Annotated in this window: 11 protein-coding genes; 8 read left to right on the top strand and 3 right to left on the bottom strand. The window is 71.5% G+C overall.

Translation table 11 applies throughout. The annotated features are described in order from the left end of the window. The first annotated feature begins 80 nt into the window (after positions 1-80). On the top strand, positions 81-1,676 hold the full coding sequence (locus RE421_RS11620) for a DUF222 domain-containing protein (RefSeq protein ID WP_309809943.1): 1,596 nt from the start codon (positions 81-83) through the stop codon (positions 1,674-1,676). Here RE421_RS11620 and RE421_RS11615 read toward each other — a convergent pair. Further along, entirely contained in the window at positions 1,659-2,831 is a 1,173-nt protein-coding gene (locus tag RE421_RS11615; RefSeq protein WP_309809940.1) for an alpha/beta hydrolase, read from the bottom strand. The two genes, RE421_RS11620 and RE421_RS11615, sit on opposite strands and share 18 nt — an antisense overlap. Positions 2,832-2,895: 64 nt before the next feature. On the opposite strand from RE421_RS11615, the gene glpK reads away from it, so the two are divergent. The 6 genes from glpK (at position 2,896) to holA (ending at position 12,471) form a co-directional block, all read left to right on the top strand. Further along, positions 2,896-4,410 (top strand): glycerol kinase GlpK, encoded by a 1,515-nt coding sequence (gene glpK, locus RE421_RS11610; protein WP_309809938.1) that lies wholly within the window; start codon positions 2,896-2,898, stop codon positions 4,408-4,410. 118 nt (positions 4,411-4,528) lie between these two features. Beyond that, positions 4,529-7,066 carry a leucine--tRNA ligase gene (gene leuS, locus RE421_RS11605; protein ID WP_309809936.1) on the top strand — a complete coding sequence of 846 codons (2,538 nt, stop codon included), beginning with the start codon at positions 4,529-4,531 and terminating at the stop codon, positions 7,064-7,066. Positions 7,067-7,092: 26 nt separating this feature from the next. Beyond that, the gene (locus RE421_RS11600; RefSeq protein ID WP_309809933.1) at positions 7,093-8,067 is read left to right on the top strand and encodes a DegV family protein; all 975 of its coding nucleotides are present in this window, start codon (positions 7,093-7,095) and stop codon (positions 8,065-8,067) included. Positions 8,068-8,136: 69 nt separating this feature from the next. Next, positions 8,137-8,883: a ComEA family DNA-binding protein gene (locus tag RE421_RS11595; protein ID WP_309809930.1), complete on the top strand. Its 747-nt coding sequence runs from the start codon at positions 8,137-8,139 to the stop codon at positions 8,881-8,883. Continuing rightward, positions 8,880-11,456, top strand: coding sequence for a ComEC/Rec2 family competence protein (locus tag RE421_RS11590; RefSeq protein WP_309809928.1), 2,577 nt, complete (start codon positions 8,880-8,882; stop codon positions 11,454-11,456). Before RE421_RS11595 ends, RE421_RS11590 begins: the two co-directional genes overlap by 4 nt. Before the next feature lie 10 nt (positions 11,457-11,466). Beyond that, on the top strand, positions 11,467-12,471 hold the full coding sequence (gene holA / locus RE421_RS11585) for a DNA polymerase III subunit delta (protein ID WP_309809922.1): 1,005 nt from the start codon (positions 11,467-11,469) through the stop codon (positions 12,469-12,471). A 92-nt stretch (positions 12,472-12,563) separates the two neighbouring features. Here holA and rpsT read toward each other — a convergent pair whose 3' ends face one another. Further along, positions 12,564-12,830 carry a 30S ribosomal protein S20 gene (rpsT, locus tag RE421_RS11580; RefSeq protein ID WP_309809919.1) on the bottom strand — a complete coding sequence of 89 codons (267 nt, stop codon included), beginning with the start codon at positions 12,828-12,830 and terminating at the stop codon, positions 12,564-12,566. Between the two features lie 139 nt (positions 12,831-12,969). Next, positions 12,970-13,497: a type II toxin-antitoxin system PemK/MazF family toxin gene (locus RE421_RS11575; RefSeq protein ID WP_309809916.1), complete on the bottom strand. Its 528-nt coding sequence runs from the start codon at positions 13,495-13,497 to the stop codon at positions 12,970-12,972. Positions 13,498-13,618: 121 nt separating this feature from the next. Here RE421_RS11575 and lepA point away from each other — a divergent pair, with 121 nt between their 5' ends. After that, a complete protein-coding gene (gene lepA / locus RE421_RS11570; protein WP_309809914.1) occupies positions 13,619-15,478 on the top strand; it encodes a translation elongation factor 4 in 1,860 nt (619 codons plus the stop codon).

Raw genomic sequence — 15,478 nt, 5'->3', positions numbered from 1 at the left:
TCCCTGCCGGTGCGGCGGATCTGCTCGCGTGCGGGTCCGTGCTGTCGGGCCTGCCGGTGCCGGTTTCGGAGGCCGAGGCGGTGGATCGGATCCGGGCGTTGGAGGAGCTCAAGGCGGCGTGTGCGGCGGCGCAGGCGAGGACCACGGCGGCCCTGCACGGGCTGAGGACCGAGGCCGAGGCGCTGCAGGGTGTGCCGGTCCGGGACCGTGGCCGTGGGCTGGCCGCCGAGGTGGCCTTGGCGCGTCGGGAGTCGCCGAACACCGGATCCAGGGACCTGGGCCTGGCGCGGGCTCTGTGTGAGGAGATGCCGCATACCCTGGCCGCGTTGACGCGGGGGGCCATCTCGGAGTGGAAGGCCACCATCATGTGCCGGGAGACCGCGTGGCTTCCGGTGCAGGACCGGCGTGAGGTGGACGAGCTCATGGCGGATTGTCTGGTGGAGTTGGGGGTCAAGAAGCTGGCCGGGGTGGCCCGGGCCCACGCCCAGCGGTTGGACCAGGCCTCGGCGGTGGCGCAGATGGACCGGTCCGTGCGGGAGCGGCGGGTCTCGGTGCGGCCCGCGCCCGGGGCGATGGCGTATCTGACGGCGCTGTTGCCGATGGCCCAGGCCGTGGGGTGCCTCGGGCGGCTGAAGAAGTCCGCGGCGACCACGGTCGGCACGGGAGACCGCGCGGAGCGGACGCAGGACCAGGTCATGGCCGACCTCCTCGTGGAACGCCTCACCGGACAGGCCCATGCCGAGGACGTGCCGGTGGAGATCCACCTCGTTATGACCGACCGCTCCCTCTGGGGCACCGCCGACACCGACACGACTCCGGTCCCCGCAGCAGAGGACCTTGCAGCCCAGGCCCCGGCAGCGGCAGGTCCGGCTCCCCATGACCCAGCAGACCGGGTCCCAGCAGAAGGGCCGGCTCTCCATGGCCCAGCAGAGCAAGCCCCGGCAGCCGAGAACCCAGGTGACCTGGGCCCGGCAGCAGATGAGCCGGCAGGCCTGAGCCCGGCGGAGGCGTCGCTGACCCCGGCATGGCTGGTCGGGCACGGGCCGATTCCGGCTGAGGTGGCCCGGAGGGTCATCTCGGATTCTGAGGCGGAGGTCTTCATCCGCCGCCTGTACACCGAGCCGGCCTCCGGACAGCTCGTGGCCATGGATTCGACGCGCCGCACCTTCAGCGGAGCCCTGCGCCAACTGATCCTGGTCCGGGATGACACCTGCCGTACCCCCTACTGCGATGCCCCGGTCAAGCACGTCGACCACGTCATCCCATACCGGGCTGGCGGGCCCACCAGCGCCTCGAACGGCGCCGGGCTGTGCGCACGGTGCAACTACAGCAAGGAGAACCCGGACTGGTCCCATGCTGTGGAGGGTGACCGGTTGGCGGTCACCACGCCCACGGGCCACCGGTACACGGTGCGGAACGGTCCGCTCGTGGCGGGAGCACCACCGGGCGCACCCGCCGGAGGCCCGGCACCACGTGCGTCAACCGACCAGCCACCAGACGTGCCGGAGGATCCGTCTCCCGATCCCGTGCTCGGCCACGTCACCTACCGGCCGGCCGACAGCCTCCTCGAGCAGGGCATGATCCAGCTGCTGATGACCGCCGCGGTGGCACGTCGCGCTGCTGCCGGTAACCCTGCACCCCTCTGTCGGGCTCAGACGTCAGCCACCCGACCGTGACGACTCGGAGGCGGACCTGAAGGCACGGATCAACTCGGCTGTCTCCGGAGCCCGCTCGTAGTGGATGAGGTGGCCGACGCCGTTGAGGATCTCCAGCTGGACGCTGGGGGAGGCCCGGCCGATGCGTCGGGCCAGTTTGCGCTGGCCACGCACGGAGCCCAGCTCGTCGTCGGCGCCGGCCACCAGGAGCACGGGCAGGCGCAGCTGTTCCGCCACGTCCAGGACGGACCCGGTCGTGGAGGCGCGGTAGGCCTCCACGAGCACGGTGCGGTGGTCGAAGGACGAGAAGTAGTTCTGGTGCTGGTCGTGCAGGTAGGCCAAGGTGTGGCGGTCCGTGGTCTTCGCCATCACGGTCCCGGTGATCCAGACGACCAGCGGCGAGGAGAGCAGCGCGTGGCCGAGGCGGTCCGGCAGTGCCGCCGAGGTCTCGTAGTATCCCTCGGCGATCCGGGACATCAGCATCTTGGCGGTCGAGTCGTCTGCGGTCAACGCCGTTTCGCAGATCGGGTTGAGCAGGACCAGCCCGTCCCACCGATCCGGGGCCTCGGTGGCCAGGTGGGAGGCGATGACGGACCCGAAGGAGTGGCCCAACAGAGTGGGACGAGGTTGGTGGCCCGCGGGGTTCGGTGCCGCGCGTCGTCCGTGCTGGCCGGTCCCACCGGTCTCCGCCGGTGGGACCAGGCCCAACGCCTCCACGGCGCTGCCCACGGCCGCCGCATAGTGGGTCAGCGTGTGCTCGGCGTCGGGGAAGGCCGGCGAGTCGCCGAAGCCCGGCAGTTCCGGGAGGAAGATCTCCTCGCCAGGCAGGCAGTCGGCCAGGAGGGCCAGCCCGTGATGGTCCCCCCGGAAACCGTGGATGGCCACGATCGGCGCGCGATGGCCAGCGGACGCTGGATCAGTCGAGTCGGCCGGGGCTTCCGCAACACGGGGACCGGCCACTGGACCGCGCGGGTAGTGCCAGACGGCCACGGGAGTGGCTTGGCCCGAGACCGGGTCCGGGATCTCCAGCAGGATCCGTTCGGGGATCCGCGCGGGGAATCCCGTGATGACGGACGTGTCCCGGGGCGCCGGCGGCACCAGCAGGCGATCACGCCAGCGGATCGGCAGCGGCCGGGGGACTGATCGGGGAACCGGAGGAGCCGGGGGAGTACTCACCCCCTCAGGCTAACCACGTCGGCACCGGAACGAGGAGAAGCGCGAGTGTGGATAGGCTTCCCGCATGAAGGCAGTCATCAGCATCGACCAGGGCACCACCTCGACCCGCGTGGTCGTGATGACGGAGGACGGGCGGGTGGCCGCCAGCGCCCAACGGGAGCACCGCCAGTACTTCCCGCAGCCCGGATGGGTGGAGCACGACCCGTTGGAGATCTGGGAGAACACGCGCGAACTGACCGGGCTGGCCCTGACGCGGGCACGCCTGAGGCCGACGGATGTGGCCGGCGTCGGGATCACCAACCAGCGGGAGACCACCGTCCTGTGGGACGCCGTCACGGGGCGGCCGGTCCACCGGGCCATTGTCTGGCAGGACGCCCGCGCGGATGAGCTGATGGACCGGCTGAAGGCGGACGGGCACGAGGACGCCGTCCGGGCCCGGACCGGTCTGCCACTGGCCTCCTACTTCTCCGCCGGGAAGATCAGCTGGATGCTGGAGAACGTCCCCGAGGCCCGGGAACTCGCCCGCACCGGCCGCCTCCGCGCCGGCACCATAGACAGCTGGCTGCTGTGGAACCTGACGGGCGGAACGGACGGCGGCATCCACTCCACCGATGTCACCAACGCCTCACGCACCCTGCTGATGGACCTCGAGACCCTCGACTGGGACGACGACCTGGCGAAGCTGTTCGGCATCGACCCGGACCTCGCCGCGGGCATGCTGCCCCGGATCCACCCCTCCGTGGGCGAGTTCGGCACGATCGTCGGCGCTGAGCCGCTGAGCGGCCTGCCGGTGTGCGGCATCCTCGGGGACCAGCAGGCGGCCACCTTCGGCCAGGCGGCCTTCAACCGCGGGGACGTGAAGAACACCTACGGCACGGGGTGCTTCCTCCTGCAGAACATCGGCACCACCCCGGAGATCTCGGACCACGGACTCGTCACCACGGTGGCCTACCAGGTGGAGGACGGCCCCGCCTACTACGCGCTGGAGGGATCCGTGGCCGTGGCCGGCTCCCTCGTCCAGTGGCTGCGGGACAACCTCGGCATCATCCGGACCTCGGAGGAGGTTGAGTCACTGGCCGGGTCCGTGGCGGACAACGGTGGGGTCTACTTCGTCCCGGCCTTCTCGGGACTGTACGCCCCGTATTGGCGGCCCGACGCCCGGGGACTGATCGCCGGGCTCACGGGCTTCGCCACGGCGGGCCACCTGGCGCGGGCCGCCCTGGAGGCCACCGCCTACCAGTCGCGGGACGTGCTCGAGGCGGTCGTGGCGGATGCCGGCCAGCGGCCGGAGGAGCTGCGCGTGGACGGCGGGATGACGGTCAACGACGAGCTGATGCAGTTCCAGGCGGACATCCTCGACCTGCCCGTGGTGCGGCCGGAACTCGTGGAGACCACGGCGGTCGGGGCGGCGCACGCAGCGGGACTGGCCTCGGGGGTCTGGCGGGACCTGGACGAGGTGGCGGGCCTCTGGCGCGAGGACCGACGCTGGGAGCCGTCCATGTCCACCCGAGAGCGGGACCGGTTGCTGGGCCGCTGGGAGCAGGCCATCCAGCGGTCCCTGAGCTGGGCGGATTCCTGAGCCATCGACCCACCGGAGTACGATGGACAGGCGCGCCGAACGCCCGGGTGACCGGGCCGGCGTCGCCGTTCACCAACCGCACCCCTGCATCCCCATGCACCCGAAGGACAGGACCTCCGTGAGCCAGCCAGCACCAGGTACTCCGCAGCCCCCCGAGACCGAGGAGTACTCGTTCGCGGCGCTGGAGGACCGCTGGGGCGGCTACTGGGAGCAGCACCGCACCTTCGCCCCGCTCGATGACGGCTCCGCCGAGCGCCGCTACGTCCTGGACATGTTCCCGTACCCCTCGGGAGACCTGCACATGGGCCACGCCGAGGCCTTCGCCATGGGGGACGTGGTGGCCCGCTACTGGATGCAGCAGGGCTATGACGTCATGCATCCCATCGGCTGGGACTCCTTCGGGCTCCCCGCCGAGAACGCCGCGATCAAGCGCGACGCGCATCCGGCCGAGTGGACCTACAAGAACATCGACACGCAGAAGTCCTCCTTCCAGCGCTACGCGATCTCCGCCGACTGGTCCCGTGAACTGCACACCTCGGACCCCGAGTACTACCGGTGGACCCAGTGGCTGTTCCAGCAGTTCCACGCCCAGGGCCTGGCCTACCGCAAGGACTCCCCGGTCAACTGGTGCCCCAAGGACCAGACCGTGCTGGCCAACGAGCAGGTCGTCAACGGCGCCTGTGAGCGCTGCGGCACCCCGGTCACCAAGAAGTCCCTGAACCAGTGGTACTTCAAGATCACCGAGTACGCGGACCGCCTCCTGGAGGACATGGCCGAGCTCGAGGGCCACTGGCCCGAGCGCGTGCTGGCCATGCAGCGCAATTGGATCGGCCGCTCCGAGGGGGCCCACGTGGACTTCCGCGTCGAGCCGTCAGAGGCCGCCGGGGACGCGGCGGGCCGGGACCTCACCGTCTTCACGACCCGCCCGGACACCCTGTACGGCTCCACGTTCATGGTGGTCGCCGCCGACTCCGACCTGGCCCTGGAGCTGGTGGACCCGGAGCACCGCCAGGCCCTGGAGACGTACCGCGAGGCGCTGAAGAACGTCTCGGAGATCGAGCGCCAGGCCACGGACCGAGCCAAGACCGGCGTCTTCCTGGGCCGCCATGCCGTCAACCCCCTCAACGGGGAGAGGCTGCCCCTGTGGGCCTCGGACTACGTACTGGCGGACTACGGCACCGGTGCCATCATGGCCGTGCCCGCCCATGACCAGCGTGACCTGGACTTCGCCCGGGCCATGGACCTGCCCGTGCGCGCCGTGCTGGACACCGGCGAGGAGGACCCCGCCGTCTCGGGCGTGGCCGCCACCGGGGAGGGCACGCTCGTGAACTCCGGCGGCCCGGACGGCCTGGACGGACTGGGCAAGGCCGAGGCCATCACGCGCGCCATCGAGATCCTGGGCGAGCGGGGCACCGGCCGGGGCACCGTCAACTACCGGCTGCGGGACTGGTTGCTGTCCCGCCAGCGGTTCTGGGGCGCGCCCATCCCGATCGTGCACTGCCCGGACTGCGGCGAGGTCGCCGTCCCCGAGGACCAGCTGCCCGTGCTGCTGCCCCAGGACGTGGCCGGCGAGCAGCTCGCGCCGAAGGGCAAGTCCCCGCTGGCCGGCATCGAGTCCTGGGTCAACACCACGTGCCCGGGCTGCGGCGGCGCGGCGTTGCGGGACACGGACACCATGGACACCTTCGTGGACTCGTCCTGGTACTACATGCGCTTCGCCTCCCCGAACGACGACGACCAGGTCTTCGACCGGGCCGCCGTGGACCGCTGGCTGCCGGTGGACCAGTACGTGGGCGGCGTGGAGCACGCCATCCTGCACCTGCTCTACTCGCGTTTCTTCACCAAGGCCCTCTATGACATGGGTCTGGTCTCCTTCACCGAGCCCTTCAAGGCGCTGCTCAACCAGGGCCAGGTCCTCAACGGCGGCAAGGCGATGTCCAAGTCCCTCGGCAACGGCGTGGATCTCGGCGAGCAGCTGGACACCTTCGGGGTGGACGCCGTCCGGCTGACCATGATCTTCGCGTCCCCGCCCGAGGACGACGTGGACTGGGCGGACGTCTCGCCCGGCGGCTCGGCCAAGTTCCTGGCCCGCGCCTGGCGGCTGGCGCAGGACGTCCAGTCCGCCGGCACGGCACCGGGCACGGATCCCGACGACGGCGACCTCACCCTGCGCCGGCTGACGCACCGCACGGTGGCGGATGCCGCCCGGCTGCTGGACGAGCACAAGTTCAACGTGGTGGTGGCCCGCACCATGGAGCTGGTCAACGGCGTCCGCAAGACCATCGACGGCGGCGCGTCCGGCTTGGGCTCCGGCGACCCCGCCGTGCGCGAGGCCGTGGAGGCCGTGGCCATCCTGCTGAGCCTGTTCGCCCCGTACACGGCGGAGGACATGTGGGCCAAACTCGGCCACGAGCCCTCGGTGGCCCGGGCCGGCTGGCCGGCCGTGGAGGAGGCCCTGCTGGTGCAGGACACCACCACCGCCGTGGTGCAGGTCAAGGGCAAGGTGCGGGACCGTCTCGAGGTGCCGGCGGACATCTCCGCCGCGGACCTTCAGGAGCTCGCGCTGGCCTCGCAGGCCGTGCAGCGCTCCATCGGCGACGCCGCCGTCCGCAAGGTGATCGTTCGCGAGCCCAAGCTCGTCAACATCGTCGTCTGAGGCACATCACCCGGAGAGGAGTGGGCATGGCCGATCTGGCCACGTGGCAGGAGGCCATGCTCGCGCACATCCGGCAGGTGCGCAGCACCCAACCCGGTCTGGTCCGCTTCGGCCTGCCGCCGTCCCGCAAGGGCCGCACCGCGATCGTCACCGACTCCTCCGCCTCCATCCCCGCCGAGGTGGTGGCGCACCCGTTGGCCAAGGGGCTGCGCCAGGTGCCCATGCCGGTCATGCTGGGCGAGCAGATCCACGCCGAGGGAACCTCCGAGCTGCTGCGTGAGCTCCCCCTCGCCCTGGCGGCCGGCACCGCGGTGAAGACCTCGAGGCCCTCGCCCGGGTCCTTCAGCGCCGTGTACCAGGAACTGGCCGAGTCCGGCTTCGAGCAGATCATCTCCATCCACATCTCCGGTCAGCTCTCGGGTACGGTCGAGGCCGCCCGGCTCGCGGGCCGGGAGGCACTCATCCCGGTGACCGTGGTGGACTCGCAGACCTCGGGCTTCGCCCTGGGCACCGTGGTGCTGGATGCCGTGATCGCCGCCGGATTCGGGACGCCCGCGGACCAGGTGCTCGCCCGGGTCGACGAGGGGACCCAGGAGGCCGACGTCTTCTTCACGGTCCCGAACCTGGACCAGCTGAGGCGCGGTGGGCGGATCGGCACCATGGCCGGCCTGCTCGGCACCCTGCTCAACGTCAAGCCGGTGCTGACCCTGGACGAGGGACTGGTCTCCCTCGTGGACCGGCCCCGCACCACGGTCCGTGCCACCGAGCGGCTGATCGAGCTCGCCGAGGAGTCGGTGCAGGGCTCCGAGGACCGCCGGGTGCGCATCGCGATCCACGGCTTCGGCAATGAGGCGGCGGCCCACGAGCTGGCCTGGCGGCTGCAGCACCTCTCCTCGATGCCCGTCCCCGTGATCCCGTTGCCCGCCGTGCTGGCCGCGCACCTGGGGCTGGGGGCGCTGGGCGTCACCCTGAACCCGATTCCTCCACAGCGGACCGAGTAGGGGCGCGCCACCCCCAGCGGAAGGGGCAGCCCCTGCCCCCGTGGCCGCGGCGCGGCGAGGGTGGGGTCCATGGGACGCCATCACTACGCCAGAGAGGCCACCGAGGCCGACGACCAGGTCGACTGGGAGGACTCGCCGCGGCCCGCCCCTTTGTGGCGCACCCGCATCGTGACCTCGGCCGTCCTGCTGCTGGCCGTCCTGGCCGGGACGTGGTGGGCCGTCGGGTGGCTCACCTCCCCGGCCGGGCCCACGGGGGCCGGAGCGCCGGTGGCGGCGCCCGTGGAGGATACCGCGCCGGAGTCTCAGACACCGGTGCCCGACGCCGGCCCCACCGGCACCGCTGGGTCCGTCACCGTCCATGTGGCCGGGGAGGTGTCGGAGCCGGGCCTCGTGGTGCTGCCCGCCGGCGCCCGCGTGCAGGACGCGTTGGAGGCTGCCGGGGGCCCCACCACGGAGGCCGTGGTGGACCTGCTGAACCTGGCCGCCCCGGCGGTGGACGGCAGTCAGGTCCTGGTGCCCGGGCCGGAGAGCGCGGCCGGGGACGGCGGCGACGAGGGCGGCAGGTCCGCGGCGCAGGCCCCTGCTGCGACCGGGTCGGGGCCGGGTGGAGCGGGGGCGGGTGGGCCCGGCGTCAACGTCAACACCGCCGACTCCGCCACCCTGGAGCAGCTCCCGGGCATCGGTCCCGCGCTGGCCGGCCGGATCATCGACCATCGCGAGCAGGTCGGTCCCTTCGGGTCCCTGGCGGACTTGGATGCGGTCTCGGGCATCGGCCCGGCCATGATGGAACGGCTGGACGGCCTGGTCAGCTGGTGAGGATCCAGGCCGAGGGCCGGGTTCCCGCGCCCGTCGACCTGAGGCTGTTGCCTGCCGTGGTGCTCACGCTGGCCGCGTGCCTCGCTGTGCCCGTGCTGCCCTACGAGCTCGCCCTGGGCGTGCCGTGGTGGCTGCTCGCCGGTGCGGTGCTGTCCACGGCGGTCCTGGTGTGGGCGGCCCGTGACCGGCGAACCCGTGACCGGCGAACCCGCGCCACCGGCCCGGCGGCCCTGGCGGTCGTGGCCGGGCTGGCCGCCTGTGCCTGCTGGATCGCGGCGGTGGCCGCACTGCAGGCCGCCGCCGAGCGGATCCCCGTGCGGGAGTCCGGTTGGGAGGCGGTCCTCGCGGCCGAGCGGCCCGTGCGGATCGCCGGCGTGGCTGACGGCCCGGCCACCCGGCGCGTGGGTGCCTTCGGGGAGTCCTGGCACCTGACGGTGACCGTGCAGTCGTTCGGCCACCCGCTCACCGAGGTCCCCGGTGGGGACTCGGCCGTGGTGTCCGGCGGAGGCGACTGGGACGGCGTGGCGGAGGGTACGGCCGTCTGCTTCGTGGCGACGCCGGAGCTGGAGGGGTCCACCGTGTTCGCCCGCGCGTCCACCGGACCCCTGACCGGCGCCTGCGACGCGACAGCTCTAAGCCAGGGCGCGGCCCCGAGCGTGGGTCAAGGCGCGGACCAGAACCCGGCCGAGGGCGGCTCCACCGGCCGGGACGTGGTGCGCGAGGCCGTGCGCCAGTCGGCCTCGGGAACGGTCGGCACGGCTCCGCAGCTGCTGCCCGGTCTCGTCCTCGGGGACCGCTCCCTGCAGGAGCCCGAGTTGGATGAGGCGATGAAGGCCTCGGGACTGAGCCATTTATCAGCCGTTTCCGGGGCGAACTGCACGCTGATCGCCGGCGCCGTGACCATGGCGTTGCGCTCGTTCCGGGTACGCCGACCGGTGGTGCTCGGCGCCGTGCTGGGGGTCCTGCTCGTCTTCGTGATCATCGTGGGGTTCGAACCCTCCGTGATCCGTGCCGCCGTCATGGGTGCGCTCGGCGCGTGGGCCGTGTTCTTCGGGCGGGGACGCCAGGCCCTGCCCCTGCTGTGCCTGGCGGCCTGCGTGCTGTTGTGCTGGCAGCCCGGGCTCGCCGCCGAACCGGCGTTCCAGCTCTCCCTGGCGGCCACGGCCGGGATCGTCCTCGCGGCGCGGCCGGTGGAGCAATGGCTGACGGCCGCGATGAGCCGGTGGCTGCCCGGGCCCGCGGCGGGAGTCCTCGGGGCCGCCCTCGCGGTGTCCACGACGGCACAGATCGCCTGCCAGCCCCTTCTCGTCGGGATGACCGGGGAACTCAGTGCCTACGCCGTGCCGGCGAACCTGATCGCCGCCCCGCTCGTGCCGTTCGTGACCGTGCCCGGGACGGTGGCCGCCGCGCTGGCCGTGCCCTGGCCCGGCGTGGCCGCGGCGCTGTTCTGGGTGATCGGGTGGCCCGCCACGGGCATCGGGGGAATCGCCACCACCGTGTCCGGCTGGCCCGGAGCCCTGCACGCCTGGCCCGAGGGGACCCTGGGCGTCGCGCTGGTGATGTCACACCTCGCGGCGGCGATCGCCCTGTTGTGGATGATACTGCGCTGGGAACGGTCGCGACCGGCCCGCGTCCGGATCCTGGGTCCTGGCGGACGGCCCCGCACGAGGCCGCCGCGCCGGACCCGCTGGATGCTGGCCGCCGCGTGGACCACCGTCTGCGCGGCGGCCGGAAGCCAGCTGGGCCTCGTGATCGCCCCGCCCTCGGGCACGCTCCCGGACGACTGGTCCCTGGCCGCCTGCGACGTGGGCCAGGGGGACATGCTGGTGCTGCGCACGGGAAAGCGGTCCGGCATGGTGGTGGACACGGGCCCGGACCCGGCGGCGGCACGCGCCTGCCTGGACCGGATCGGGGTGCAGCGGGTGGACCTGCTCGTGCTCTCCCACCTGCACCAGGACCACGCCGGCGGCACCGAGGCCGTCCTCGACTGCTGCCGGCCCTCGGCCGTCCTGTTCTCCTCGAGGGGGGAGGGTGCCGTGCCGCCGAGGGCCAGGATCCCCGAACCCGGCGACCGGGGCAGCGTCGGCGACCGGCCGACGTCGGGCTGGCAGGTCGACTGGACCGTGCTGGCGGCCGACCCTGCGGCGGACAACGAGAACGACGCGTCACTACAAATGGTGGCCACCGTCCTGACGGCCGACGGCAGCTACACGGTGATGCTGACGGGAGACATGGAAGAGGAGGCCAGCGCGGCCCTGCTGGAGCAGGGAACGTTCCCGGACTCGGTGGACGTATTGAAGGTGGCCCACCACGGCGCCCGGAACGGGGGCAACGAGATGGTGCGCGCGGTGGATCCCGCGGTGTCCGTGGTGCAGGTGGGCCGGGACAACAGCTACGGCCACCCCCACCCCTCCGTGATCGCCGAGCTGGAGCGGCACGGGCCGGTGATCCGCACAGACCGCCACGGCACCACGGTGCTCTCGCTCCGGGACGGTCAGTTGGTGCCGACCCTCACCGGGTCCCGCGCCCCCGAGACAGCCGGACGGGGCGGCCAGAGCGGTGAGGACGGATAGAATGGTCCGCATGCCCGCACCGAGCCGAAGCCGCCGATCCACGAGCTCCGGAGCCGACTGGCGCACCGTGGCGCCGGCCCCGTTGATGCTGCTGAAGGGCCCGGAGGACTTCATCGCCGTGCGCGTCATGGACCGGGTCCGCTCGGCGCTGCGGGAGCAGGATCCCGGCCTCGAGACCCACCGCCTCGACGCCTCCGACTACGAGGCCGGGCAACTCTCCATGCTCGCCAGCCCGTCCCTGTTCGGGGAGGCCAAGATCCTCCAGGTGGATGCCCTGCAGGACATGAACGAGCTGTTCCTGGCGGACTGCCTGGACTACGTCCGGTCCCCGGCGGACGACGTCACCCTGGTCCTGCGCCACACCGGCGGCAACCGCGGCAAGAAGCTGCTCGACGCCGTCACCGCGGCGGGGGTGCTCGTGGACTGCCAGCCGATCAAGTCGGACGCCGAGAAGACGGAGTTCGTGCAGGGGGAGTTCCGGTCCCGGCGCCGGCAGATCGACCCGGAGGCCGTGCGGTCCCTGCTAGATGCCACGGGCGGTTCGCTGACCGACCTGGCCGCGGCCTGCCAGCAGCTGGCCGAGGACACGGAGGGCACCGTCACGTCCGAGGTCGTGGACCGGTACTACGGCGGCCGCGTGGAGGCCACCGCGTTCCGGGTGGCCGACGCCGCGATCGAGGGCCGGGCCGGCCAGGCCACCGCGCTGCTGCGGCATGCCCTCGCCACCGGCGTGTCGGCCCCCGCCATCACGGGCGCCCTGGCCATGAAGACGCGCCAGATCGCGAGGATCGTCGACGCCCGGATCGGGCAGGGCCAGATCGCCGGGGTGCTGGGGATGGCCCCGTGGCAGGCCAGGCGCGTGGCGGAGACGGTCAGGTTCTGGAACCCGGCGACGATCGCCGCGGCCATCGAATGGGTGGCCCAGGCGGACGCGGAGGCCAAGGGGCTGGCCAAGGACGCCGACTACGCGGTGGAACGGGCCGTCACGCGGATCGCGCTGGCCGCCCGGCGCTGACCGCGGTGGCATCGACGTCCGCGGGGGCCTCGACGTCTTAAGCAGCGAGGCCCCCGTCCAACCGGACGAGGGCCTCGCTCACAGGGGGAGGCTCAGGCCTCGACCTTGTTGACGCGCTTGGCGATACCGGACTTGCGGTTGGCAGCCTGGTTCTTGTGGATGATGCCCTTACCGGCGGCCTTGTCCAGCTTCTTGCTGGCCAGGGCGACGGCGGAGGCGGCGGCGGCCTGATCGCCGGCGGCGACGGCCTTGTCCACGGCGCGGATGGCGGTGCGCAGCTCGGACTTCACCGCGTTGTTGCGCAGGCGCGCCTTCTCGTTGGTGAGGATGCGCTTCTTCTGGGACTTGATGTTTGCCAAGGAAAGGTCTTTCTGTTGTCTTCTGACGTGGTCGGTGAGGGGTAATCCCGAATCCGGCGACTGAGCGGCGTGGGGATACCGAGGTAAGCCGTTCCGGGAGTGCCCGTCGACCTGCGCGGACACACAGCTGGTGAGTCTATCACGACCAGCCGTTGCGGTCCCGGAGTCCGGCGGACACGGCCTGGAAGGTCCGTTCGTCCAGCACCCCGCCCTCGCGGCGGACGTCGCGGGGGTCGATCTGCAGGATGCGGTCCAGCTTCACCTCGGAGGGCCGACCCCGCGAGTCCCAGGCGCCGGAGCCGATGTCGATGTAGTCGGGATCCTGGGACGCCCTGTTGTTGCGGTCCCGACTGGTCAGCTGCGCCGCGAGCAGGTACCCGCCGTGGCGGCCCACCACCAGCACCGGCCGGTCCTTGCCGCGCCCGTCGAGCTCCTCGAAGGGGACCCAGGTCCACACCACCTCACCGGGACCGGCCTCGGGACCCGGCACGGGGGAGTATTGAACCCGGGCGGAGCCGCGGAAGTCGCCCGGATAGCCCGTGACCGGACCGCCGGACGGTCCGGGGCCGCCGTCGGGCCGGTTCGAGGGGGACCCCCGCTGGATCTGACGGGCCGCCCGGGCCACGCGCCGGCCCACGGACAGCAGCTGCTTGAGGTTCAAGGCCATGGGCACAACCTAGCAAGCAGAAGGGCGGGCCGGAGCGGCGGTGGAAGCGGGGTTCCGCTCCAAAGCATGGAAGAATAAGGGTCCGATCACCTGCCCACGTACCAGTCGAAGGAAGATGCCCGTGTCGCCCATGGCGAGCAACGCGCCGGTGCCCGCCGCCACCGATCCCGCGATCATCAGGAATTTCTGCATCATCGCGCACATCGACCACGGCAAGTCCACCCTGGCGGACCGCATGCTGCAGTCCACCGGTGTGGTCCAGCCGCGGGACATGAAGGCCCAGTACCTGGACCGGATGGACATCGAGCGTGAGCGCGGCATCACCATCAAGTCCCAGGCCGTGCGCATGCCGTGGGGCGTGGACGGCACCGACTACGCCCTGAACATGATCGACACCCCCGGCCACGTGGACTTCACCTATGAGGTCTCCCGCTCCCTCGCCGCGTGCGAGGGGGCCATCCTGCTGGTGGACGCGGCCCAGGGGATCGAGGCCCAGACGCTGGCCAACCTCTACCTGGCGATGGAGAACGACCTCACCATCATCCCGGTGCTGAACAAGATCGACCTGCCGTCCGCGGACCCGGACCGCTACGCCGCCGAGATCGCCGGACTGATCGGCGTGGACCCGGACGACGTGCTCCGGGTCTCCGGCAAGACCGGCGTGGGCGTGGAGGCCCTGCTGGACCGCGTGGTGCAGGAGATCCCCGCCCCCGAGGGCGTGGTGGACGCCCCGGCGCGGGCCATGATCTTCGACTCCGTGTATGACACCTACCGCGGCGTGGTCACCTATGTCCGCGTGGTGGACGGCCGACTGTCCCCGCGGGAGAAGATCCGCATGATGTCCACCGGTGCCACGCACGAGCTGCTGGAGATCGGCGTGTCCTCCCCGGAGCCCATCCCATCCAAGGGGCTGTCCGTGGGCGAGGTCGGGTATCTGATCACCGGCGTGAAGGACGTGCGCCAGTCCAAGGTCGGTGACACCGTCACGGGTGCCGCGAACCCCGCCGACGAGCGGATCGGTGGCTACGAGGACCCGAAGCCCATGGTCTTCTCCGGCCTGTACCCGATCGACGGCTCCGACTACCCGGTGCTGCGCGACGCCCTGGACAAGCTCAAGCTCAATGACGCGGCGCTGGTCTACGAGCCCGAGACCTCCGTGGCCCTCGGCTTCGGGTTCCGCGTCGGCTTCCTCGGCTTACTGCACCTGGAGATCATCCGCGAACGGCTCGAGCGCGAGTTCAACCTGGACCTGATCTCGACCGCCCCGAACGTGGTCTACGAGGTCACCAAGGAGGACAAGACGGTCGTCACCGTGACGAACCCGTCCGAGTTCCCGGAGGGCAAGATCCATGAGGTCCGGGAACCCATGGCATCGGCCACCATCATCGTCCCGAGCGAGTTCATCGGCTCGGTCATGGAGCTGTGCCAGGGCAAGCGCGGCCAGCTGAACGGCATGGACTACCTCTCCGAGGAGCGCGTGGAGATCCGCTACTGGATCCCGCTCGCCGAGATCGTGTTCGACTTCTTCGACCTGCTCAAGTCCCGCACCAAGGGCTACGCCTCCCTGGACTGGAAGGCCGACCGGGACCAGGTGTCCGACCTCGTCAAGGTGGACATCCTGCTGCAGGGCGAGACCGTGGACGCGTTCAGTTCCATCACCCACAAGGACAGCGCCTACGCCTACGGCGTGATGATGACGGGCAAGCTCAAGGAGCTCATCCCGCGCCAGCAGTACGAGGTGCCCATCCAGGCGGCCATCGGCTCGCGCATCATCGCCCGCGAGAACATCCGAGCCATCCGCAAGGACGTGCTCTCCAAGTGCTACGGCGGCGACATCTCCCGTAAGCGCAAGCTGCTGGAGAAGCAGAAGGAGGGCAAGAAGCGCATGAAGATGGTCGGCCGCGTGGAGGTGCCGCAGGAGGCCTTCATCGCCGCGCTCTCCTCGGACGGAGCCGGCTCCGAGACCGGCGCCAAGAAGTAG

The sequence above is a fragment of the Citricoccus sp. I39-566 genome (genome assembly GCF_031432995.1).
In the GTDB taxonomy this organism is placed as follows: domain Bacteria; phylum Actinomycetota; class Actinomycetes; order Actinomycetales; family Micrococcaceae; genus Citricoccus; species Citricoccus nitrophenolicus_A.
Note: the sequence above shows the minus strand (reverse complement) of the source record. Positions and strands in the feature narration are given on the sequence as shown.

What these genes read in the sequence shown, in the direction of transcription:
- RE421_RS11600 (WP_309809933.1), top strand. Translation starts at nt 7,093, where the DNA reads ATGGCCGATCTGGCCACGTGGCAGGAGGCCATGCTCGCGCACATCCGG.
- glpK (WP_309809938.1), top strand. Translation starts at nt 2,896, where the DNA reads ATGAAGGCAGTCATCAGCATCGACCAGGGCACCACCTCGACCCGCGTG.
- holA (WP_309809922.1), top strand. Translation starts at nt 11,467, where the DNA reads ATGCCCGCACCGAGCCGAAGCCGCCGATCCACGAGCTCCGGAGCCGAC.
- RE421_RS11575 (WP_309809916.1), bottom strand. Translation starts at nt 13,497, where the DNA reads ATGGCCTTGAACCTCAAGCAGCTGCTGTCCGTGGGCCGGCGCGTGGCC.
- RE421_RS11595 (WP_309809930.1), top strand. Translation starts at nt 8,137, where the DNA reads ATGGGACGCCATCACTACGCCAGAGAGGCCACCGAGGCCGACGACCAG.